General features: G+C 60.7%; 20 protein-coding genes. 12 read left to right on the top strand and 8 right to left on the bottom strand.

The annotated features are described in order from the left end of the window. Positions 1–58 precede the first annotated feature (58 nt). Together trmA and TRP66_RS10780 are read right to left on the bottom strand one after the other, a co-directional pair. Positions 59–1144 carry a tRNA (uridine(54)-C5)-methyltransferase TrmA gene (trmA, locus tag TRP66_RS10785; RefSeq protein ID WP_333401641.1) on the bottom strand — a complete coding sequence of 362 codons (1086 nt, stop codon included), beginning with the start codon at positions 1142–1144 and terminating at the stop codon, positions 59–61. Then, complete coding sequence (locus TRP66_RS10780; protein WP_333401640.1) at positions 1141–2436, bottom strand: NCS2 family permease; 1296 nt, start codon at positions 2434–2436, stop codon at positions 1141–1143. Before TRP66_RS10780 ends, trmA begins: the two co-directional genes overlap by 4 nt. Positions 2437–2684: 248 nt before the next feature. Between TRP66_RS10780 and TRP66_RS10775 the strand changes: the two genes are divergently transcribed. From TRP66_RS10775 to TRP66_RS10750, 6 genes are all read left to right on the top strand, one after another. Further along, complete coding sequence (locus TRP66_RS10775; protein ID WP_333401760.1) at positions 2685–3215, top strand: (2Fe-2S)-binding protein; 531 nt, start codon at positions 2685–2687, stop codon at positions 3213–3215. Further along, positions 3212–4198: an FAD binding domain-containing protein gene (locus TRP66_RS10770; RefSeq protein ID WP_333401639.1), complete on the top strand. Its 987-nt coding sequence runs from the start codon at positions 3212–3214 to the stop codon at positions 4196–4198. The genes TRP66_RS10775 and TRP66_RS10770 overlap by 4 nt, the downstream gene beginning before the upstream one ends. Next, positions 4198–6399, top strand: coding sequence for a xanthine dehydrogenase family protein molybdopterin-binding subunit (locus tag TRP66_RS10765; RefSeq protein WP_333401638.1), 2202 nt, complete (start codon positions 4198–4200; stop codon positions 6397–6399). Before TRP66_RS10770 ends, TRP66_RS10765 begins: the two co-directional genes overlap by 1 nt. Positions 6400–6781: 382 nt before the next feature. Beyond that, positions 6782–8221, top strand: a complete 1440-nt coding sequence (locus TRP66_RS10760; protein ID WP_333401637.1) for a cytochrome ubiquinol oxidase subunit I — start codon at positions 6782–6784, stop codon at positions 8219–8221. A 3-nt stretch (positions 8222–8224) separates the two neighbouring features. Then, the gene (cydB, locus tag TRP66_RS10755; protein ID WP_333401636.1) at positions 8225–9232 is read left to right on the top strand and encodes a cytochrome d ubiquinol oxidase subunit II; all 1008 of its coding nucleotides are present in this window, start codon (positions 8225–8227) and stop codon (positions 9230–9232) included. 21 nt (positions 9233–9253) lie between these two features. Continuing rightward, positions 9254–9424 carry a DUF2474 domain-containing protein gene (locus TRP66_RS10750; RefSeq protein ID WP_333401635.1) on the top strand — a complete coding sequence of 57 codons (171 nt, stop codon included), beginning with the start codon at positions 9254–9256 and terminating at the stop codon, positions 9422–9424. An 81-nt stretch (positions 9425–9505) separates the two neighbouring features. On the opposite strand, the gene TRP66_RS10745 is transcribed toward TRP66_RS10750, so the two are convergent. Together TRP66_RS10745 and TRP66_RS10740 are read right to left on the bottom strand one after the other, a co-directional pair. Continuing rightward, positions 9506–10630, bottom strand: a complete 1125-nt coding sequence (locus TRP66_RS10745) for a methyltransferase (RefSeq protein WP_333401634.1) — start codon at positions 10628–10630, stop codon at positions 9506–9508. Between the two features lie 123 nt (positions 10631–10753). Continuing rightward, positions 10754–10987, bottom strand: coding sequence for a response regulator transcription factor (locus TRP66_RS10740; protein WP_333401633.1), 234 nt, complete (start codon positions 10985–10987; stop codon positions 10754–10756). Between the two features lie 332 nt (positions 10988–11319). Here TRP66_RS10740 and TRP66_RS10735 point away from each other — a divergent pair, with 332 nt between their 5' ends. Next, positions 11320–12096 (top strand): ferredoxin--NADP reductase, encoded by a 777-nt coding sequence (locus TRP66_RS10735; RefSeq protein WP_333401632.1) that lies wholly within the window; start codon positions 11320–11322, stop codon positions 12094–12096. An 18-nt stretch (positions 12097–12114) separates the two neighbouring features. On the opposite strand, the gene mscL is transcribed toward TRP66_RS10735, so the two are convergent. Further along, complete coding sequence (mscL, locus tag TRP66_RS10730; protein WP_333401631.1) at positions 12115–12561, bottom strand: large-conductance mechanosensitive channel protein MscL; 447 nt, start codon at positions 12559–12561, stop codon at positions 12115–12117. Between the two features lie 190 nt (positions 12562–12751). On the opposite strand from mscL, the gene radA reads away from it, so the two are divergent. Then, positions 12752–14119: a DNA repair protein RadA gene (gene radA / locus TRP66_RS10725; protein WP_333401630.1), complete on the top strand. Its 1368-nt coding sequence runs from the start codon at positions 12752–12754 to the stop codon at positions 14117–14119. Between the two features lie 165 nt (positions 14120–14284). Here radA and TRP66_RS10720 read toward each other — a convergent pair whose 3' ends face one another. Then, positions 14285–14653 carry a PilZ domain-containing protein gene (locus TRP66_RS10720; RefSeq protein WP_333401629.1) on the bottom strand — a complete coding sequence of 123 codons (369 nt, stop codon included), beginning with the start codon at positions 14651–14653 and terminating at the stop codon, positions 14285–14287. A gap of 259 nt (positions 14654–14912) precedes the next feature. On the opposite strand from TRP66_RS10720, the gene TRP66_RS10715 reads away from it, so the two are divergent. The 3 genes from TRP66_RS10715 (at position 14913) to yjiA (ending at position 18284) form a co-directional block, all read left to right on the top strand. Further along, on the top strand, positions 14913–16988 hold the full coding sequence (locus tag TRP66_RS10715; protein WP_333401628.1) for a carbon starvation CstA family protein: 2076 nt from the start codon (positions 14913–14915) through the stop codon (positions 16986–16988). Between the two features lie 24 nt (positions 16989–17012). After that, complete coding sequence (locus TRP66_RS10710; RefSeq protein WP_333401627.1) at positions 17013–17210, top strand: YbdD/YjiX family protein; 198 nt, start codon at positions 17013–17015, stop codon at positions 17208–17210. 96 nt (positions 17211–17306) lie between these two features. Beyond that, complete coding sequence (gene yjiA / locus TRP66_RS10705) at positions 17307–18284, top strand: GTPase (RefSeq protein WP_333401626.1); 978 nt, start codon at positions 17307–17309, stop codon at positions 18282–18284. A gap of 499 nt (positions 18285–18783) precedes the next feature. Here yjiA and TRP66_RS10700 read toward each other — a convergent pair whose 3' ends face one another. Next, positions 18784–19329 (bottom strand): hypothetical protein, encoded by a 546-nt coding sequence (locus TRP66_RS10700; protein ID WP_333401625.1) that lies wholly within the window; start codon positions 19327–19329, stop codon positions 18784–18786. Continuing rightward, positions 19322–20590, bottom strand: a complete 1269-nt coding sequence (locus TRP66_RS10695; protein ID WP_333401624.1) for a PAAR domain-containing protein — start codon at positions 20588–20590, stop codon at positions 19322–19324. The genes TRP66_RS10700 and TRP66_RS10695 overlap by 8 nt, the downstream gene beginning before the upstream one ends. A 196-nt stretch (positions 20591–20786) precedes the next feature. Here TRP66_RS10695 and TRP66_RS10690 point away from each other — a divergent pair, with 196 nt between their 5' ends. Beyond that, positions 20787–22991, top strand: coding sequence for an OsmC domain/YcaO domain-containing protein (locus TRP66_RS10690; protein ID WP_333401623.1), 2205 nt, complete (start codon positions 20787–20789; stop codon positions 22989–22991). The last annotated feature ends 2 nt before the right edge of the window (positions 22992–22993 follow it).

Genomic DNA, 22993 nt, shown 5'->3' with positions numbered 1-22993 from the left:
GCGACATAGCCGTCGCGAGCTTCGCTCCCTCCCACATGTTCAATATGCGCCTGATCGCTCACCGCCGAGCCAGCAACACCCCGGATTCCATATGGTGGGTATACGGAAACTGATCGAACAGCGCGCAGCGCTCGATGCGATGGGTGTCGTGTAGTTGCGCGATGTTGGCGGCCAGGGTTTCCGGATTGCAGGAGATATAAAGGATACGATCGAAGCGGCGGGTCAGTTCGCACGTGTCAGGGTCCATGCCGGCGCGGGGCGGGTCGACGAAGACGCTGCCGAAGTCGTAGCTCTTGAGGTCCACGCCCTGTAGACGGCGGAATGGACGCACGTCGTTGAGCGCCTGGGTCAGTTCTTCGGCCGACAAGCGCACCAGCGTGACGTTATCCACAGCGTTGTCTTCGAGATTGCTTAACGCCGCGTACACCGAGGTCTTGCTGATCTCGGTCGCCAGCACCTTGCGCACGCGGGTCGCCAGCGGCAGGGTGAAGTTGCCGTTGCCGCAGTACAGCTCTAGCAGGTCGTCGCTGCGCTCGCCCAGTGCTTCGAACGCCCAGTTGAGCATCTTGGCGTTCACCGTGCCGTTGGGCTGGGTGAACGCGCCTTCCGGCTGGCGATAGCTGAAGGTGCGCCCGGCCACTTCCAGTTCTTCCGTCACGTAGTCACGTCCGACTACCAGACGCTGGCCTTTCGAACGACCGATCACGCTGACGTCCAGATCGGCGGCCAGTTGTTCGGCTTCCGCCTGCCAGGCCTCGTCCAGCGGGCGGTGATAACACAGGGTGATCATCGCGTCGCCGGCCAGGGTGGTCAGGAAATCGACCTGAAACAGCTTGTGGTTCAGCGCCGGGCTGGCTTCCCAGCGATCGCGCAGCACCGGCATCAAGGCATTGATGCGCTCGCTGGCGATCGGCAGGCTGTCGAGCAGAATCGGCGTGCGCTTGTCGCCGGGATTGAACATCGCGTAGTGGCGCTTCTGATCCTCGCGCCACAGGCGGAATTCGGCCCGCAGGCGGTAATGCTCGCGCGGCGAGTCGAATACCTGCGGCTGCGGCGCATCGAACGGCGCCAGCAGCTCACGCAGGCGTTCGGCTTTCTCTTCGAGCTGACGGTCGTAGCTCGCGGGATCGAAGGGAACACTCATGCGTTGAACCAGCCCAGCTTGATGACGAACAGGATGGAAAGGATGACCAGCGCCGCATTCAGCTCACGGCCACGACCCGACAGCAGTTTGATCGCGGTCCAGGAAATGAAGCCGAAGGCGATGCCATTGGCGATGGAATAGGTGAACGGCATCGCCAGGGCGGTAATGACGACCGGCGCGGCGACCGTGATGTCGTCCCAGTCGATTTCGGCCATGCCCGAGGCCATCAGCACCGCCACGAACAACAGGGCAGGGGCGGTGGCGAAGGCTGGCACGCTGCCGGCCAGCGGCGCGAAGAACAGCGCCAGCAGGAACAGGATCGCGACCACGATGGCAGTCAGGCCAGTGCGGCCGCCGGCGCTGACGCCCGCCGCCGATTCGATGTAGCTGGTGGTGGTCGAGGTGCCCAGCAGCGAGCCGGCCATCGCCGCGGTACTGTCGGCGATCAGCGCGCGGCCCATTTTCGGCATGTGACCGTCCGGGCCCATCAGGCCGGCGCGCTTGGCGACACCGATCAGAGTGCCGGAGTTGTCGAAGATGTCGACGAACAGGAAGGCGAAGATGATGCTGACCAGACCGACGTCCAGCGCGCCCATGATGTCCAGTTGCAGGAAAGTCGGCGCCAGTGACGGCGGCATCGACACCACGCCGCCGAATGGCGTGAAGCCCAGCACGATGGAGACGATAGTGACGGCCAGAATGCCGATCAGCACCGCGCCGCGCACTTTGAGCTTGTCCAGCGCCACGATCAGGAAGAAACCCAGCGTTGCCAGCACCGGCGCCGGCTGCTTGAGGTCGCCCAGGCCGATCATGGTTGCGGGATTGCTGACCACGATGCCGGCGTTGTGCAGCGCGATCAGCGCCAGGAACAGGCCGATACCGGCCGCGATGGCCGAGCGCAGCGGCAGCGGAATGCTGTTGATGATCCACTCGCGGATACGGAAGATCGACAGGATGAAGAACATCACCGCCGAGATGAACACCGCGCCCAGCGCCACTTGCCAGGTGTGGCCCATATGCAGGACCACGGTGTAGGTAAAGAAGGCGTTGAGGCCCATGCCGGGCGCCAGGGCGATCGGGTAGTTGGCGATCAGGCCCATGACGGTCGAGCCGATGGCGGCGGCCAGACAGGTGGCGACGAACAGCGCGCCTTTGTCCATGCCGGTCTCGCCGAGAATGCTCGGGTTGACGAACAGGATGTACGCCATGGCCAGGAAGGTCGTGACGCCCGCGAGTATCTCGGTCCTCACATTGGTGTTATGTGCCTTGAGTTGAAACAGCCTTTCCAGCATGTCTGGCTCTCCGTGACGCGCCCTGCGTCGTGAATGATACGACTCCAACAGCAAAGCACAGACTGCCGGGGCAGCCCGCCGGGTTTTGCGGGTCGGAAAAAGCCGCGCATCATACCAGCAGCTTTCCGCGATGGCTTGCGCGATCGGCCTCGCGCTCATCCATAAACCCTGAACGATGGAAACCCCGGGAAGTCGTACCCCCAAGACGCATATGAATGCGCTGGATGAGTACCTACCGTGAGGTTTCCATGAGTGCAACGACCCAGAACCCGAAGGATCTCGCAGGCCATGCGATTTCGCTGACCCTCAACGGGCAGCCACGCCAAATCACCGTCCAGCCCTGGACCACACTGCTCGACCTGTTGCGCGACCGTCTGGACCTGGTCGGCACCAAGAAAGGCTGCGACCACGGCCAGTGCGGCGCCTGTACCGTACTGCGCGACGGCAAGCGCATCAATGCCTGTCTGACCCTGGCGATCATGTGCGACGGCGCTGAAGTGACCACCATCGAAGGCCTGGCTGACGGCGACCAGTTGCACCCGATGCAGCAGGCGTTCATCAAGCACGATGCCTTCCAGTGCGGCTACTGCACGCCGGGGCAGATCTGCTCGGCTGTTGGCCTGGCCAACGAAGGCCGCGCCAACAGCCGCGCCGAGATTCAGGAACTGATGAGCGGTAATCTGTGCCGCTGCGGTGCCTACAGCAACATTCTGGCGGCCGTCGAAGAGGCGTTGCCGCAATTCCACGATGCCGCGCGCAAGACGGAGGTGACCCCATGAATCCCTTCGCCTACAGCAAACCGGCGGACGTGGCGGCCGCGATTCACTTGTCCGGACCTGCCACGCGCTTCATCGCCGGCGGCACCAACCTGCTGGACCTGATGAAGGAAAACGTGGCCCGACCTGAACATCTGATCGACATCACCGGTCTGCCGCTCAAGGACATCACTGAAACCGCCAATGGCGGCCTGATGATCGGCGCGCTGGTCAGCAACGCGGACCTGGCCTGGCATCCGCTGATTGAACAGCGTTACCCCTTGCTCAGCCAGGCACTGCTGGCTGGCGCTTCCCCACAGCTGCGCAACATGGCCAGCACTGGCGGCAATCTGCTGCAACGCACCCGCTGCTACTACTTCTACGACTCGAAGGTGCCGTGCAACAAACGCGAGCCCGGTACGGGCTGCCCGGCGCGGGAAGGTGTGAACCGAATCCATGCGATCCTCGGCGCCAGTGATCAATGTGTCGCCACTCATCCGTCCGACATGTGCGTGGCGCTCGCGGCGCTGGAAGCCGTGGTGCACGTCGAAGGCCGAGGAGGCCGGCGCAGCATCGAGTTCGCCGATTTCCACAGGCTGCCCGGCGATACACCTGAACGCGACAATTTGCTGGCCGACGACGAACTCATCACGGGCATTGAACTGCCTGCGGCGGGTTTTGCCAGCCACAGCAACTATCTGAAGATTCGCGATCGTGCGTCCTACGCTTTTGCTCTGGTGTCGGTTGCGGCAGCGCTGGAACTGGACGGCGGTGTAGTGCGTGACGCTCGCATTGCGCTTGGCGGGGTGGCCCACAAGCCCTGGCGCGACAAGGCGGTCGAGCGGCTGCTGATTGGCAAGCCCGCGACCCGCGAGCACTTCGCCGAGGCCGCCGATGCCATGCTGGCCGATGCCCAGCCGCTGGAGCACAACGCATTCAAGGTCAAACTGGCACGTCGGGCGATCATTCGCGCCCTGAGCGACGCCGCTACCGGAGGTGTCGCCTGATGAATACGCTCTTTTCCCCCATCGGCAAGCCAGTCGACCGCGTCGACGGCAAGGCCAAGGTTACCGGCGAAGCGCGCTACGCCGGCGAATATCCCGAGGATGGCCTGCTGCACGGCAGCGTTGTGTCCAGCAGCATTGCCAGTGGCCGAGTGGTCAGCATCGATACCGGCGAAGCGCTCAAGGTGCCCGGCGTGATCGCGGTTCTGGACCATACCAACCGGCCGCCCGTCGCCAGTTATGACGAAAGCTACGAAGATGCCGACTCGGCGGACGGCTCGCCGTTCCGTCCTTTCTATAACGACAAGGTGCTGTACAGCGGCCAGCCGCTGGCGCTGGTGGTGGCTGAAACGCTGGAGCTGGCGCGGCATGCTGGCTCGCTGGTACGAATCGAGTACGAGCAGAACCCGCACGAAACCGACCTGGCTTCGATGCTGGAACAGGCTCACGAGGCGCCGGCCGAGCTGCCCGAGCCGCGTGGCAATTTCGAGGCGGAGCTGGCGAGTTCGGCGTTGAGCGTCGATGTCACCTACAGCACGCCCAGTGAATACCACAATCCCATGGAGCCGCACGCCTCGACCGTTCTTTATCAGGCCGACGGCAGTCTCAATATCCATGACAAGACCCAAGGCACCCAGAACTGTCAGGACTACCTGCACAAGGTCTTTGGCCTGGAAAAGGACAAGATTCGCGTGCAGGCAGCATTTGTGGGCGGTGCCTTTGGCTCGGGCTTGCGTCCGCAATACCAGTTGCCGCTGGCAGTGATGGCCGCGCTGCAGCTCAAGCGTTCGGTGCGCGTGACTCTGACCCGCCAACAGATGTTCACCTTCGGCTACCGCCCGCGCACCCTCCAGCATCTGCGGCTGGGAGCTGCGGCCAATGGCCGGCTGCTGGCGGTCGGGCATGAAGCCATCGGCCAGACATCCCGTTTCGAAGACTTCACCGAGCACGTCGTGGAATGGAGCGGCATGCTCTACCAGTGCGACAACGTCAAACTGGGCTATAAACTGGTGCCGCTGGACGTCTATACCCCGCTGGACATGCGCGCGCCGGGCGCTGCGCTTGGCATGATCGGCCTGGAATGTGCGATGGATGAACTGGCCTGCGCCGTGGCCATCGATCCGGTGCGGCTGCGCGTGATCAATTTCGCCGAGCGCAACGGTAACGAAGACAAGCCTTATTCCAGCAAGGAACTGCTGGAATGCTATCGCCAGGGCGCCGAGCGTTTCGGCTGGGAACGCCGTAACCCCGAGCCGCGCAGCATGCGTGAAGGCCGGCAGCTAGTCGGCTGGGGCATGGCGGGCGGCGTGTGGGAGGCGATGCAGAACAAGGCCAGTGCCAGGGCTCGCATCGACGCGCAGGGCAAGCTGGTGGTGAGCAGCGCCACGACCGATATCGGCACCGGCACCTACACCGTCATGACGCAGATTGCGGCAGAGTCGGCGGGTGTCGAGCTGGAAAACGTCACCTTCCTGCTGGGTGACTCTTCGCTGCCCACCGCGCCGTTGCAGGGCGGTTCGTTCACTGTGTCGTCGGTCGGCACGGCGGTGCAGCAGGCCTGCGAGGCGCTCCAGCGCCAATTGCTGGAAATCGCCAGAGAGCGTCATCCCGCGTTCGCCTCGGCTACGCCGGATCAGGCTCGCTTCGAAGCGGGTTACCTGCATTTTGCCGACCAGGCCGTTTCACTGGGAGAGCTGGCCGCGACCGGTGAGCATGGCGTGATCGAGGTTCAGGTCGATGCCGAACCGGACAAGAAGCGCGACGCCTACGCCACAGCGACCCATTCCGCGGTGTTCGTCGAGGTGCTGGTGGACGAAGACTTGGGCACCATCCGCGTCAATCGGGTGGTCAACGCAGTAGCGGCGGGCCGCATCGTCAATCCCAAGACTGCCGGCAGCCAGATCCTCGGCGGAGTGGTCTGGGGGATCGGCATGGCGTTGCAGGAAGAAGCACTGCTGGACCATGACCTGGGCCGGCCGATGAACCACAACCTGGCCGAGTACCACATTCCGGTGAACGCCGACATTGGCGACATTGATGTGCTGTTTGTTGAAGAACATGACGAGATCGTCAATGCGCTGGGTTCCAAGGGGGTGGGCGAGATCGGCATCGTCGGCGTTGCCGCCGCGATTGCCAATGCGATCTATCACGCCACCGGCAAGCGGGTGCGAGAGTTCCCAATTACCCTCGACAAGCTGCTGTGACCGAACCCGTAGGAGCCAGCTCGCTGGCGATAAACGATGACGCGTATTTGCCTGACCATCGCTTCGTCTAATTTGCTGCCGCTTCGCGACAGCTCGCCAGCAAGCTGGCTCCTACGGGCAGCTGCCAAGCCCGCGGCTCTGAACCGCGGGTGAGGCAAGTCGCCACGCGACAAAAGACCACACGCCCAATGTGCCCAAACAGGACTAATCTTTCAGCGTCGGCTGACCTGGATCAAAACGTTGCATCGAGGGCTGTGAGCCGACGGTCCTGCTGGCTAAAGATAACGAGAACAATCCGAAATATTGGTACTCCATACCGTGGGGGTATTCACTATTGGTCTCGCAGGCCAACTAGCCGGTTTCACCTGAGAGAGGAACACTTATGTTCGGTTTGGAGGCTATCGATCTCGCCCGAATTCAGTTCGCATTCACGATTTCGTTTCACATCCTGTTTCCTGCCATCACCATCGGTCTGGCAAGTTACCTGGCTGTGCTCGAAGGCCTGTGGCTGAAAACTCGCGAAGACGTCTACCGTGACCTTTACCATTTCTGGTCCAAGATCTTTGCCGTCAACTTCGGCATGGGTGTGGTATCCGGGTTGGTCATGGCCTATCAGTTCGGCACCAACTGGAGCCGCTTTTCCGACTTTGCCGGTGCTATCACCGGGCCGTTGCTCACGTATGAAGTGCTGACGGCATTCTTCCTCGAAGCAGGCTTCCTGGGCGTGATGCTGTTCGGCTGGAACCGCGTGGGCCGCAACCTGCACTTTTTCTCGACCGTCATGGTCGCCATCGGCACCCTGATTTCTACCTTCTGGATCCTGTCGTCCAATAGCTGGATGCAGACGCCCCAGGGCTATGAAATCGTCGATGGCCGGGTCATTCCGGTCGACTGGTTCGCTGTCGTCTTCAACCCCTCGTTCCCGTACCGCCTCGCCCACATGGCGATTGCGGCGTTCGTGGCGACCGCGTTCTTCGTTGGCTCGTCGGCCGCCTGGCACTTGCTGCGCGGTCGCGATACGCCGGCGATCCGCAAGATGCTGTCGATGGCCATGTGGATGGCGCTGCTGGTCGCTCCGATCCAGGCCATCGTCGGCGACTTCCATGGCTTGAACACCCTCAAGCATCAGCCGGCGAAAATCGCCGCGATCGAGGGCCATTGGGAAAACGTCGGTAATGAGCCGACTCCGCTGATCCTGTTCGGCATCCCCGACATGAAGGAGGAGCGGACCAAATACGCAATCGAGATTCCGTACCTGGGCAGCCTGATCCTGACTCACAGCATCGACAAGCAGGTCCCGGCGCTCAAGGAGTTCAAGCCTGAAGACCGTCCGAACTCGACCATCGTGTTCTGGTCGTTCCGGGTCATGGTCGCCATGGGCATGCTGATGATTCTGACCGGTCTGTGGAGTCTCTGGCTGCGCAAGCGCGACGCGCTGTATCAGTCGCGGCCGTTCCTGTATCTGGCATTGTGGATGGGGCCGTCCGGCCTGATCGCGATTCTCGCCGGCTGGTTCACCACTGAAATCGGCCGTCAGCCCTGGGTCGTGTACGGCCTGATGCGCACTGCCAACGCCGATTCCGGCCATAGCGCGACGCAGCTGGGTATCACCCTGGTGCTGTTCGTGGTCGTCTACTTCGTGCTGTTCGGCGCTGGCCTCAGCTACATGATGCGTCTGGTTCGCAAAGGTCCTCAGGCCTATGTCGAGCACAAGCCGCATGGCGGCCCTGGCCAGAAACGTACACCGGCCCGTCCGCTTTCCGCAGCCGTCGAAGGCTCGGAAGAGGGTGACGAACTTGACCGCCTGAGCAAGGGGAACTGAGTCATGGGTATCGATCTTCCGCTGATCTGGGCCGTGATCATCATCTTCGGCATCATGATGTACGTGGTGATGGACGGCTTCGACCTGGGCATCGGGATTCTCTTCCCGTTCATGAAAGAGAGCCACGACCGCGACGTGATGATGAACACCGTCGCGCCGGTCTGGGACGGTAACGAAACCTGGCTGGTACTGGGTGGCGCCGGGTTGTTCGGTGCCTTCCCGATGGCCTATTCGGTCGTGCTGTCGGCCTTGTACATGCCTCTGATTCTGATGTTGATGGGGCTGATCTTCCGTGGCGTGGCGTTCGAGTTCCGCTTCAAAGCGCGCGAACACAAGCGTCACCTGTGGGACAAGGCGTTCATCGGCGGCTCGATTGCGGCGACCTTCTTCCAGGGCGTGGCACTGGGCGCGTTCATCGATGGCATTCCGGTCGAGAACCGTCAGTTCGCCGGTGGTTCGCTGGACTGGCTGGCGCCATTTCCGATGTTCTGCGGTGTAGCGCTGGTCGTGGCCTATGCGTTGCTGGGCTGCACCTGGTTGATCATGAAAACCGAAGGTTCGTTGCAGAAAGCCATGCACGATCTGGCACGCCCGCTCGCGCTGGTGCTGCTGGCGGTGATCGGCATCGTCAGCCTCTGGACGCCGCTGGCGCATCCGGAAATCGCCGACCGCTGGTTCAGCATGCCGAACCTGATCTGGTTCCTGCCGGTGCCGATTCTGGTACTGGTTACCCTGTACGGCCTGATCAAGGCGGTGGCCCGCAATGCGCATTACACGCCGTTCCTGCTGACCCTGCTGCTGATCTTCCTGGGTTACAGCGGTCTGGGCATCAGCCTGTGGCCGAACATCATTCCGCCGTCGGTGTCGATCTGGGCTGCTGCGTCGCCACCGCAAAGCCAGGGTTTCATGCTGGTCGGCACGCTGTTCATCCTGCCGTTCATCCTGGGGTACACCTACTGGAGCTACTACGTGTTCCGCGGCAAGGTGACCACTGAAGACGGTTATCACTAGTCCAGGCAGAGGAGGTTGGCGATGACAGGCAAGAAATCCATGCACGACGAGCCGGATCCGGCAATGAGCAAGCCGCTGTGGCAGCGTCTCGCCTGGCTGGCGGGCATCTGGGCCGGCAGCGTGTTCGCGCTGTTCATCGTCGCCAGCCTGCTGCGCATGTTCATGAACGCCGCGGGTCTGACGACGCACTGACCCGCGAAAAATCCCATCCGTGTTTTCGAACGCGGTATTTCGACCCTCCTCATGGAGGGTTTTTTTTGCCCGTGTGACGGGCTATTTGCGGGCCTTGAGAATCACGAACTTGGGCGTGGCCGCCACTTGCTCGACGCCGCGGAACAGGCGCGCGAGCTTGCTGTGGTAACCCAGGTGCCGGTTACCGACGATGTACAGCGCGCCGCCGGTGACCAGCGCCGTTCGAGCCTGGAGAAACATGCGCCAGGCCAGGAAATCGCCGACCACCTGTTGCTGGTGGAACGGTGGATTGCACAGCACCACGTCGAGCGAATCGGGTTCCTGGGCAGCCAGACCGTCGCCGGCATGGATCGTCACGGGGCGCTCGCCCAGCGCGGCCTGCCAGTTCGAAGCGGCGGACTGGACGGCCATGAACGATTCGTCCACCAGCGTGTACTGTGCCTCGGGGTTGTCCAGGGCGCTGGCGATCGCCAGCACGCCGTTGCCGCATCCCAGATCGGCGACTCGCGCCGCGCCCAGCCCTTTTGGCAACCAGGGAAGAAACGCACGCGTCCCGATATCCAGACCTTCGCGGCAAAACACATTGGCATGGTTGATCAGTTCGATGGCGGGTTGGTCCAGCCGATAACGGGTCGGATAAGGCGACTCGAATGGCTCGTGGGGTTGCGGCGTCGCGAACAGCAGGCGCGCTTTCTTGACGGCCAGCGATGCCTGCACCGGGCCGATATAAGTTTCCAGCAAGTCGCCGGCCGAGCGTGGCAGATGCTTGACCATGGCCGCCGCGACCACGCGGGCGCCCGGCGCCAGCTGACCCTGCAGGCGAATCAGCTGTTCTTCGAGCAGCGCGAGGGTTTTCGGAACACGGATCAGCACCCAGTCGAACGGGCCGGTCAAGGGCGCGCTGGCCGGAATCAGCGGCACGGCGTCATAGGGCATGCCGTTGCGGGCCAGGTTCTTTTCCAGTCCCTGGGCGGCCAGGTACGAATCAGTGCTGCTGATCACGGTCGCATGCCGGGCAAGGCTGGCCGCCAGCGCGCCGAAGCTGTCATTGAGTACCAGCACGCGTGTCTGCAGGGTCAGGCCGGTTTGCGCCACATGGTCGAGCAGGTACTCGTCGGCCGCGTCGAATGCTTGCAGAGGCTCGTCTTGCTGCTCGGGCTGGCGTATGAGATCGAGTTGAGCGAACGGGCTGATGAGCTGGGGCATGGGCAGGCAAACTCTGGACAATCGGAACGTGAATCGCCGGCCCCTCGGGGCCTGGCTGAAAGCGGGGATTCTACGTGCTTTTCGCCTTTCGCACCTGCCGTGTTGCCAGTTCGGATCCGTGGCTCAGAACATTCCATGCAGCGCGGCCTGCACTACCGCTGCAGTCTTGTTGCAAACGCCCATTTTCTGAATCGCACTGGCGATATGGAAATGAATGGTGCGTTCCTTGAGGCAAAGAATGAGTGCAATGTCTCCTGCTGTCTTGCCCTCCGCTGACCATTTGAGTATTTCGATTTCGCGTCGGGTGAGGTTATTGGGTTTGAGTGAGCGAAGTGTCCTGCTTTCCATGTGTTCCATGATCGCCTCCATACCTTTGATGGCGAGCTGACGTAAGGGCTCCCACCCCAAAAAATAGATCGGGAATCTGACGGTGAATTTGCATCTAGACGGAAGGGGTGCTGGCATTTCTGCACGCGAATATGCATGAAAGCGCTGAAACGGCCTGCCAGCGGGGTTGTGACGAAGCAGATATGTCAGATTGGTAATACAAGCTGGTAAAGACCAGAACCAAATACTCTAACTGTCGATTTGCGCGGACGAGACAAGCCACTACAAACCAGTGGTGTTTATCGGACGTGGTTTGCGGGAAACTGGTCGGGCTTTTCATTCTCAGGAGCCAGAGACAGGCCATGACCGTCAGCGAAGACAAGTTCACTCGACAGACATTGCAGCGCGTAACACCGCTGACGCCCAATCTGTTCACCCTGCGCGCGACGCGGGATCCGGGGTTTCGCTTCCGGGCGGGGCAATTTGCGCGTCTGGGGGTTACCAAGGCGGACGGCTCTACCGTATGGCGCGCGTACTCGATGGTGTCTTCGCCCTACGACGAATTCCTGGAGTTCTTTTCCATCGTGGTGCCCGATGGCGAGTTCACCAGTGAGCTGAGCCGACTCCGCGAGGGCGACAGCCTGCTGGTCGAGAAGCAAGCGTTCGGCTACCTGACTCTGGATCGCTTCGTCGATGGCCGCGATCTCTGGTTGCTGTCCACCGGCACGGGCGTCGCGCCCTTCCTGTCCATCCTTCAGGACTTCGAGGCCTGGGAAAAATTCGAACGCATCATTCTGGTCTACAGCGTGCGCGAGGCCAAAGAACTGGCGTATCAGGAACTGATCGCCGAGCTGACCCGACGCGACTATCTGGCCGAGTACGCACACAAGTTTCTGTTTCTGCCTGTCGTAACGCGTGAAAATTACCCGGGCGCACTCAGTGGCCGGATTACGCATCTGATCGAGAACGGCGAGCTTGAGCGGGCGGCGGGTGTGACGCTGACCCCCGAACATTCGCGGGTGATGCTGTGTGGGAATCCACAGATGGTGGATGACACCCGGGCCGTGCTCAAACAGCGTGACATGAGATTGGCGCTGTCGCGCAAGCCCGGGCAGATCGCGGTAGAAACCTATTGGTGAATCCGCGGGCGCTACCGGTTACAGCGGATGCTTCGGATCGACGGTCACCGGCTCGCTGGGCTTGTGCTGTTCCTTGAGCAGATCGCGGATCTCGCCCAGCAGCACTTCCTGCTTGGAGGGCGCTGCTGGTGCGGCGGGCGCCTTGGCCTGTTCATGCTTGAGACGGTTGATGGCTTTCACGCCCATGAAAATCGCAAAGGCGACGATCAGAAAGTCGACCACGGTCTGGATGAACTTGCCGTAAGCCAGCAGCACGGCCGGTGTGTCACCTTGAGCGGCGCGCAGGGTGATCGCCAGATCGCTGAAATCCACGCCACCGATCAGCAGCCCCAGGGGCGGCATGATGACGTCGCCGACGAACGACGAAACGATCTTGCCGAATGCTGCGCCAATGATGATACCGACGGCCATATCGACCACGTTACCTTTGACGGCAAAGGCTTTGAATTCGCTGAGTACGCTCATGGGGCATTCCTTGTTACGGATGAATTGATCTCGTGCAGTTTAAGACACGGGCGCGGGCTGCGCCGGATGCACGTTAAATCGACCGGGGACGGCCGGTTAAGTTTTATCGGAACGGTAAAAACCGGAATTCATGAGCGGCCGGCGCATCGGCTATCTGCGTTATCATGGCGGCTTTTACGCTGGGGTTGTCATGGCCAAGGCCAAACGCTTGTACGGTTGCACCGAGTGCGGCGCGACCTTTCCCAAATGGGCCGGACAATGCGCCGACTGCGGCGCTTGGAACACGCTGGTCGAAACCGTGATCGAGGCTGGCGCGCCCGCGGCGCCCAGCGGCCGCACCGGCTGGGCCGGGGCGCAGGCGCAGATCAAGACGCTGGCCGAAGTCAGCGTCGAGGAAATTCCACGATTCTCCACCAAGTCCGCCGAGCTGGATCGCGTGCTGGGTGGCGGTCTGGTGGACGGCTCCGTCGTGCTGATCGGCGGCGATCCGGGCATCGGCAAGTCCACGATTCTGTTGCAGACCCTGTGCAACGTCGCCGAACGCATGCCTGCCCTGTACGTGACGGGCGAGGAATCCCAGCAGCAGGTAGCGATGCGCGCCCGGCGACTGGGCCTGCCGCAGGACAAGTTGCGGGTGATGACCGAAACCTGCATCGAATCCATCATCGCCACGGCGCGGGTCGAGCAGCCCAAGGTGATGGTGATCGACTCGATCCAGACCATTTTCACCGAGCAGTTGCAGTCTGCGCCCGGTGGCGTGGCACAGGTGCGTGAAAGCGCTGCCTTGCTCGTACGCTACGCCAAGCAGAGCGGGACCGCGATCTTCCTGGTCGGGCATGTCACCAAGGAAGGCGCGCTCGCCGGCCCTCGCGTCCTCGAACACATGGTGGACACCGTTCTCTACTTCGAAGGCGAATCCGACGGTCGACTGCGTCTGTTGCGCGCGGTGAAAAACCGTTTCGGCGCGGTCAACGAGCTAGGCGTCTTCGGCATGACCGACAAGGGGCTGAAGGAAGTGTCCAACCCGTCGGCGATTTTTCTGACGCGAGCGCAGGAAGAAGTGCCGGGCAGCGTGGTCATGGCGACTTGGGAAGGCACCCGGCCGATGCTGGTGGAAGTTCAGGCGCTGGTGGACGACAGTCATATGTCCAACCCGCGTCGGGTCACACTGGGGCTGGACCAGAACCGGCTGGCAATGCTGCTTGCGGTGTTGCATCGCCATGGTGGAATTCCGACCCACGACCAGGACGTCTTTCTCAATGTGGTCGGCGGCGTCAAGGTACTGGAAACCGCGTCCGACCTGGCACTGATGGCGGCGGTCATGTCCAGCCTGCGCAACCGGCCATTACCTCACGATCTGTTGGTGTTTGGCGAAGTAGGGCTGTCCGGCGAGGTCCGGCCGGTGCCCAGCGGGCAGGAGCGACTGAAGGAGGCGGCCAAGCACGGCTTCAAACGCGCCATCGTGCCCAAGGCCAATGCCCCCAAGGAATCGCCCAATGGCCTGCAGATCATCGCCGTGACCCGCCTCGAACAGGCGCTGGATGCGTTGTTCGAGTAGCAGCCAGCGGCGGCGATCCATTTTGCTGACGATGCGATGTGCCTGACAGACCGCGCTATCTTCGTCGCGAGCAAGCTCCCTCCCACGGACGACCGAAATCCTGTGGGAGGGAGCGGAGCTCGCGACCGAGTGCGAAGCGCTCGCAAAACGGCCGGGCGCGTTAGCTCAAACCTCAATCAGCGCCGCCAGCTCTCGATCCAGCTCGTCATGGTCGGCCAGGTTCAGTTCGATCAGGCGCTTGAGGTGGCTGATCGACTCCAGGCCGATATGCTCGCAGGCGAAGCCCAGTTGCTGATGGTCGTCGTGCATCAGCTTCACGTCCATCTTCACATGGGCATCCGGGCTGAGGTGGATGTCGACCATGAAGTCCGCGTCCGGGTCACCGGTCCAGGGTTCCGGCCGCTGGATCAGCAATCCTTTAAGCGAGAGGTCGACCAGCTGCACTTTCCAATGCTGGTCGCCCTGATTGAGTTCGGTCCGGGCATCGAAGGCGATGCGTTTGAAACGGCGACGTTCTGCATGGGGGGCGCTCATCGATAGACTCTCCAGGGGGCGGCTGCCTGCACGGATCGGTCAGGCCTGGCTCGATACCTTTACCCCTCGACGATAGACCTGAATGCGTCGAGGGAACAGCGCGGCGCACGAGATTTGCGACGCCGTTATCCAGGCGTCGCCCTGTACTCCCCGACCCGACGACGAAACGTCTTCTAGACCAATGTAGGGGGGTGGCCTTTCGCTGCGACAAGGCTAAACTCGCAGAGCTGCCTTCTAGTCACTCAGCTGGAATAAGAAGATGAAAAATAATAATAGTCTGATGCGCCATGTGCCCTGGCTCATTGTTGCGATTGTGGGAGCGTGTTCCCTGGGGGTCGTGGCCTTGCGCCGCGGGGAGGCGATCAACGCCTTGTGGATCGTAGTGGCTGCGGTCGCTATTTATCTGGTTGCCTATCGTTATTACAGCCTGTTCATCGCCAGGCATGTGATGCAACTCGACCCGTCGCGCGCGACGCCGGCCGTGGTCAACAACGACGGTCTGGACTATGTGCCGACCAACAAACACATTCTTTTCGGTCACCACTTCGCCGCCATCGCAGGGGCCGGTCCTCTGGTCGGCCCGGTACTGGCCGCGCAGATGGGCTACCTGCCCGGCACCCTCTGGCTGATCGCCGGCGTGGTACTGGCGGGCGCAGTCCAGGATTTCATGATCCTGTTCCTGTCCACGCGCCGTAACGGTCGTTCGCTGGGCGACATGGTTCGCGAAGAAATGGGCCGTATTCCCGGCACCATCGCGCTGTTCGGCTGCTTCTTGATCATGATCATCATCCTGGCGGTGCTGGCGCTGATCGTGGTCAAGGCCCTGGCCGAGAGTCCATGGGGCATGTTCACCGTGATGGCGACCATTCCGATCGCGATGTTCATGGGCGTCTACATGCGCTACATCCGTCCGGGCCGTATCGGCGAAATTTCCATCATCGGCGTGGTCCTGCTGCTGGCCTCGATCTGGGTCGGTGGCGCGGTGGCTGCCGATCCGACCTGGGCACCGGTGTTCACCTTCACCGGCGTGCAGATCACCTGGATGCTGGTCGGCTACGGCTTCGTCGCTGCGATGCTGCCGGTATGGCTGCTGCTTGCACCGCGTGACTACCTGTCGACGTTCCTCAAGATCGGCACCATCGTGGCGCTGGCGATCGGCATCCTGATCCTCGCGCCCGAGCTGAAAATGCCGGCCCTGACTCAATTCACCGACGGCACCGGTCCGGTCTGGAAAGGCACTCTGTTCCCGTTCCTGTTCATCACCATCGCCTGCGGCGCGGTGTCGGGTTTCCACGCGCTGATCTCGTCGGGCACCACGCCCAAGCTACTGGACAACGAAGTCAACGCCCGTTACATCGGTTACGGCGGCATGCTGATGGAGTCCTTCGTCGCCATCATGGCAATGGTTGCGGCTTCGGTGATCGAGCCAGGCGTGTACTTCGCCATGAACAGCCCGGCCGCGGTAGTGGGCGGTGACGTCGTGGCAGTCGCGACAGCCGTCAGCAACTGGGGCTTCACGATTACGCCTGACCAGCTGACCGCGGTTGCCAAGGACATCGGTGAAAACACCATCCTGGCCCGTGCTGGCGGTGCGCCAACACTGGCGGTCGGTATCGCGCAGATCCTGCACCAGGCGCTGCCAGGCGAAAACACCATGGCGTTCTGGTACCACTTCGCGATTCTCTTTGAAGCACTGTTCATCCTGACCGCGGTTGACGCCGGTACCCGTGCCGGTCGCTTCATGCTGCAGGACTTGCTCGGCAGCTTTGTGCCGGCGCTCAAGCGCACTGAATCCTGGACCGCCAACGTGATCGGCACCGGTGGCTGCGTTGCGCTCTGGGGTTACCTGCTCTATCAGGGCGTGATCGATCCGCTGGGCGGCATCAACACCTTGTGGCCGCTGTTCGGTATCTCCAACCAGATGCTGGCGGGTATCGCCCTGATGCTGGCCAGCGTGGTGCTGGTGAAGATGAAGCGTCAGCGCTACGTTTGGGTCACCGTCCTGCCGGCCACTTGGCTCTTGATCTGCACCGTGACCGCAGGCCTGATCAAGCTGTTCGATTCCAACCCGGCGGTCGGCTTCCTGGCCTTGGCGAAGAAGTACAGCGCGGCGGCGGATGCCGGTCAGATCCTGGCTCCGGCCAAGACCATGGACCAGATGCAGCATGTGATCTTCAACGCCTACACCAACGCCGGCCTGACCGTGCTGTTCCTGTTCGTCGTCTTCAGCATCCTGGTCTATGCCTTGAAAGTTGGCATCGCGGCCTGGGGCAAGCAGGAGCGGACCGACAAGGAAGCGCCGTTCCAGGCCATGCCACCGGCGTCGCGTGTTTGATGAGCATCAGGGGAGGGTCTGTCCATGTTCAATGATCTGAGTCGTCTCGGGAAATACCTCGGCCAGGCCGCGCGCCTGATGGTCGGGATGCCCGACTACGACAACTATGTCGAGCACATGCAGACCACCCATCCGGACAAGCCGCTGATGAGCTACGAGGAGTTCTTCCGGGAACGCCAGGAAGCCCGATACGGCGGCAAATCCGGCCCCAAGTGCTGCTGAACCACTTGTCCTGAGTTATCGTAAGACCCGCGCGCCACAGGCTCTTGCTTGTGGCGCGTTTTCATTTTCGCCAGACGCGACCGCTTCGGGAGCCTTATGACCGAGTTGCAACCCATCCCCGTTACCGTCCTGACCGGCTTTCTCGGCGCGGGCAAGACCACGCTACTGCGTCATCTGCTTAAAGCCGAACATGGCCTGAAAATCGCCGTGATCGAAAACGAGTTCAGCGACGCCGGTATCGACAGCCAGCTGCTGGGCGCGGAACCGGTGCAAGTCATGACGCTGTCCAATGGCTGCGTGTGCTGCACGATCCACACCGACCTGACCAAGGCCCTGTACCTGCTACTCGAACGGCTGGACAGCGGCGAAATCGCATTCGACCGGTTGGTGATCGAATGCACCGGTCTCGCCGATCCCGCTCCGGTGGCACAAACCTTCTTCATCGATGAAGAACTGCGCGAGCGCTATATCCTCGACGGCATCGTCACCCTGGTCGACGCCGCTCACGCCGAAACCCATCTGGCCCAGACCATCGCTCAGGCCCAGATCGGCTTTGCCGACCGGCTGCTGGTCAGCAAGACAGATCTTGTCGAGCCGGCCGCGTTCGAGGCCTTGAGCGCGCGTCTCTCGCGGATCAACCGCCGCGCGCCGATCCGCGTGGTCGATCACGGCAAAATCGACCTCGCCGAATTGCTCGACGTACGCGGCTTCAACCTCAACGCCGACCTGGGCGGAGGAATGACCCTGCGCCCCGTGACGCCCACGGCGAACAGTACGGACCGGATTTCCAGCCTCGTCCTGCGCACAGACCAGCCGCTGGACATCGACAAGCTCAGCGCCTTCATGAACGACCTGCTGGAAGACCATGGCAAGCAACTGCTGCGCTACAAAGGCGTGCTCAACATCGCCGGCGAGCCCCGCCGTCTGGTGTTCCAGGGCGTGCTCAAGCTCTACGGTTTTGATTGGGACACCGAATGGGCGGACGGCGAGGCGCGGGAAAGCGTGATCGTGTTCATTGCGGATGAACTGCCGGAGGAGAAGATACGGGCAGGGTTTGCGGGGATGGGTGGTTGAATGCGAGCTGCAGGAGCGGCGTTCTGCCTTGCCCGTAAACGCGCTGGTAGGGGTGTGTGAATATTCATTCGCGCACCTGTCTTCATGCTGTGCCGCTCAGCCGATATACGTCATGCTCAGGTGAGTGTCAGTCGGCGTTAGCCCGTTTCTTGTAATAGACTTCCCTGCAATCTTCGAAGTCTTTCATGGTTCTCATCTCTGTCTTTACACCAACATAGTACGTGCAGAAATCTATTGCATACTCACGCTCCTTCTTCTCGAGTTGTCCCTGCCAGTTGTCTTCGTGGTCCGTTGCGTAAACGTTGACAAAGCCAATTTTAAAAGTGGGGCTTTTCTTGATGAAAAAATGGATGAAATTATCTTCCATCCAGCGGGTTTTGTAATAGCCAGTGCAAAGCCATATGTATAGCAGCGGTATGATCAGTAATTTTTTCATGATGGTTAAGAAATGATAGGGTCAATGATGGAGGTTTGATTGTCAATGATTTGGCTTCGATGATCATTGGGGTTCGGAGCAGCTTTCCTTACCTGCTTGTAGCCATTCGTTATGAGGCTTGTGTCGCTCAGCGTTGTAGGGTTTTGCGCTAATGTAGAAAGTCGGTTTGTATTCGGTTTTGTCTGGCTGCGCAACAGTAATTGTCCATTTGCTATAGTTGTAGTCTATGATTTTTTCAAAATAGTGATGAGCGATGTTGCTATATTCATCGATGGTGCTTTTGGTGTAATTGAGATTTCGATACCAGTCCGGTGATTTGGTAATTTCTTCTATAATACGCTCTGCCACGATTTTGACCTCTGGACGCAAAAACATAGCGCCGAAAGCAAGCTGTCCTTCTTTGACAAAAACTTTCTCGGGGAAGATTCTGGGGTGTCTGCTGATCAGTAATACTTGCTTGCAGTCGTATACCCACTCACCTGAGGTTACGTACTTGTCTGCTACCGTGATTACTCCATTGCCCCAGTCGGTTGTGTAGTCGTGGCCGCGTAGGGTGAGCAGGATAAATGCTAGAGCCAAGGCGTGCGTGATCAAAATTATCTTATTCATGAGGCGCGAATTTGATAAGGCCTCGTGAAGTCCCGTAAGGCGTGCTACCAGGTTCGACCGGATTAAGAGCACCTATCATCTGGTAGGTCGCACCAGCGTCTGCACTGTCGATGTCTCGCTGGGTCAGCATATCTTTCCAGTCCGTACATTGCTCGGGGTCAGGTAGTTTTTGCGACGTTATCTCGCACACGTTTCCCGCCCGTCTTTCAGTAAAAGACCCCCATGTGTTCTTGTAATCCGAGCGAGTTACAAAAGCATGGACAGGAATTTTTAAATGGTTTGCCAACTTTTGCGCAAGGCTCGCTTCGAGTTCTGGCTTTAGTTGAACCGCGCCTTCGATCTCCAGGTCCTGAGGGTTTCCCATTCCGGTCTGGCAGGCGAAGGAGGTGATCTTCGCGGTTGGGCTGAAGGCCGCAGGAGACAGCTGTTGAAAGTTGTGCAGCCCCAGCGACATTTCGGATTCTTCCTGCAACTGATAGCCAAACGAGACATGTAGGGGAATGCCGTGACTGAACAGGTCGAATTGCGCAACGGGATGCCGCTGGCGATCCATGCCGACATTGATGTAGCCAATCAGCTCATCCGCGGTCTTGATAGTCTTGAACACGGCCTGATAGAGGTCGGCTGAAGCTCGCGCCGCCTTGAGCATCGCTTCGCTGTAGCCGGGGGTGAAGACGATCAGGGTTCGAGGCCTGGCCGGGTAATCGTGTTTGAATGCCTTCAGCTGGCGGACAGCCTGCCCGATGAACATCATTTTATTGCCCCTGCCTTCGTCGTGCTGGCTACCCGCAACCGCAATCATTTCAGGAAGATCGGGTTTTGGGGCTCGGGGGAAGGGCGCATCGCCGCTCTTCACCAACGCCCCCGCCGCCCGAGCACGCTGCTCCAACTGAGGATCCGCCAGCAACTCGGCCATGAGCTTTTCATCGACAACCCCATGCTCGCTCACCGCGCCCAGCTTCGCGAAATCCACCACCAGCTTCGACGTGCTGAAGCTGATGCCGCCTGTGCAGTCATGGCTGCCTGTGACAACAGCGCCGCCGTGGCTGGTGAGGCTGCCGACGTGGGCCATGGGGCGGCCGTCGACGAGGATGTGGGGAAAGCCAGAGACGATGACGGCGCCGCAGCCGGACATATCGCCAACCCGGGCCACCGGGAGGCCGTTGACGTACACGCTGGGCGAGCCGCTGACGAGCGGCGTCAGGCCGTGTAGCGGAATAGGGCAGGCGTGCTGGTCGGTCAGGCGGGAAACGGGAATCATGGTCGGCTTCAACGATTACGGGCTGCATATCGTTGCGCGTATGACTTTGCCGTTGCTGTAGGGCATGTCTGCGAATGGCAATGGATAACACGGCAGGTGCTGTCATCAATGGCGGTTGTCGAAAGGACAAGACGGCGAGCGGAAAAACCGGATAATTGCCGCCAATCCGTTTTCGCTCGCTAGCAGGTGTTTCATCATGGAAATCAAAGTCAATTTTCTCGACAACCTTCGCCTTGAGGCGAAGTTCGATGATTTCACCGTGATAGCGGACCAGCCTATTCGCTACAAGGGCGACGGATCGGCGCCAGGGCCTTTCGATTATTTCCTGGCCTCGTCAGCCTTGTGTGCTGCCTACTTCGTCAAGCTGTACTGCTCGTCGCGGGGCATCCCCACGGATAACATCCGTCTGTCCCAGAACAACATCGTCGACCCCGAGGATCGCTACAAGCAGGTCTTCAGAATCCAGGTGGAGTTGCCGGCGGACATTTCCGACAAGGATCGTCAGGGCATTCTGCGTTCCATCGACCGCTGCACCGTGAAGAAAGTGGTGCAGACCGGGCCGGACTTCGTGATTGAAGAGGTGGAAAACCTCGACGCCGATGCGCAGGCTTTGCTGATGCCGGGTCTGGCATCCGAGGCCAGCACCTTCATTGCCGGCAAGGATCTGCCGCTGGAGCAGACCATCGCCACCATGTCGGGTCTGCTGGCTGATCTGGGCATGAAGATCGAGATCGCTTCGTGGCGCAATATCGTGCCGAACGTCTGGTCGCTGCATATTCGCGATGCGCAGTCGCCGATGTGTTTCACCAATGGCAAGGGCGCGACCAAGGAGGGCGCCCTGGCGTCGGCGCTGGGCGAGTTCATCGAGCGGCTCAACTGCAACTTTTTCTACAACGATCAGTTCTGGGGCGAGGACATTGCCAATGCGGCGTTCGTGCATTACCCGAACGAGCGCTGGTTCAAGCCGGGCCGTCGAGACGCGCTCCCGGCGGGGCTGCTCGATGAGTACTGCCTGGAGATCTATAACCCCGACGGCGAACTGCGCGGTTCGCATCTCTACGACACCAACTCCGGAAACACCGAGCGCGGTATCTGCGCGCTGCCGTTCGTGCGGCAGTCGGACGGCGAGGTGGTGTATTTCCCGTCCAACCTGATCGAAAACCTCTACCTGAGCAACGGCATGAGCGCCGGCAATACCCTGGCCGAAGCGCAGGTGCAGTGCCTGTCGGAGATCTTCGAGCGCGCGGTCAAGCGCGAAATCCTCGAAGGCGAACTGGCCTTGCCGGACGTGCCACAGGAAGTGCTGGCCAAGTACCCCGGCATTCTGGCCGGCATTCAGGGGCTGGAAGAGCAGGGCTTCCCGGTGCTGGTCAAGGATGCGTCGCTGGGCGGCGAGTTTCCGGTGATGTGCGTGACCCTGATGAACCCGCGCACTGGCGGGGTGTTTGCTTCGTTCGGCGCGCATCCGGATTTCGAGGTGGCGCTGGAGCGCAGCCTGACCGAGTTGCTGCAGGGTCGCAGCTTCGAAGGTCTGAATGATCTGCCGCAGCCGACCTTCGAGAGTCAGGCCGTGATCGAACCGAACAACTTCGTCGAGCACTTCATCGATTCCAGCGGTGTGGTGTCGTGGCGCTTTTTCAGTGCCAAGGCCGACTTCGAATTCGTCGAGTGGGATTTCTCCGGCAAGGGTGAACTCTCCAACGCCGAGCAGGCGCAGACTCTCTTCGCTATCCTCGAAGCGATGGGCAAGGAGGTCTACATGGCCGTGTACGAAAACCTTGGCGCCAAGGCATGTCGCATCCTGGTGCCGGATTATTCGGAGATCTACCCGATCGACGATCTGATCTGGGATAACACCAACAAGGCCCTGTTTTTCCGCGAGGATATTCTCAACCTGCATCGTCTCGACGACGCCGCGCTCCAGGAGTTGGTCGAGCGTCTGGAGGAGAGTGAGCTGGATGACTACACCGATATCACCACGCTGATCGGCATCGAGTTCGATGACAACACGGCCTGGGGGCAGCTCACCATTCTGGAGCTCAAACTGCTCATCCATCTGGCGTTGCAGAATCTGGAGCCGGCCAAGGAACTGGTCGAAACCTTCTTGCAGTACAACGACAATACCGTGGAACGCGGGCTGTTCTATCAGGCGGTGAACGTAGTGCTTGAAGTGCTGATGGATGACGAACTGGAGCTGGCCGATTTCGAGGCCAACTTCCGTCGCATGTTCGGTCAGGAGCGCATGGACGCCGTGCTGGGTTCGGTGGACGGCAGCGTACGTTTCTTCGGCCTGACGCCGACCAGCATGAAGCTCGAAGGTCTGGATCGCCATTTGCGTCTGGTCGACAGCTACAAGAAGCTGCATGCGGCGCGTGCCAGGGCAGCCGGGTTGGACGGCTGACG

Source organism: Pseudomonas sp. JDS28PS106 (assembly GCF_036706555.1).
Classification (GTDB): domain Bacteria; phylum Pseudomonadota; class Gammaproteobacteria; order Pseudomonadales; family Pseudomonadaceae; genus Aquipseudomonas.
Note: the sequence above shows the minus strand (reverse complement) of the source record. Positions and strands in the feature narration are given on the sequence as shown.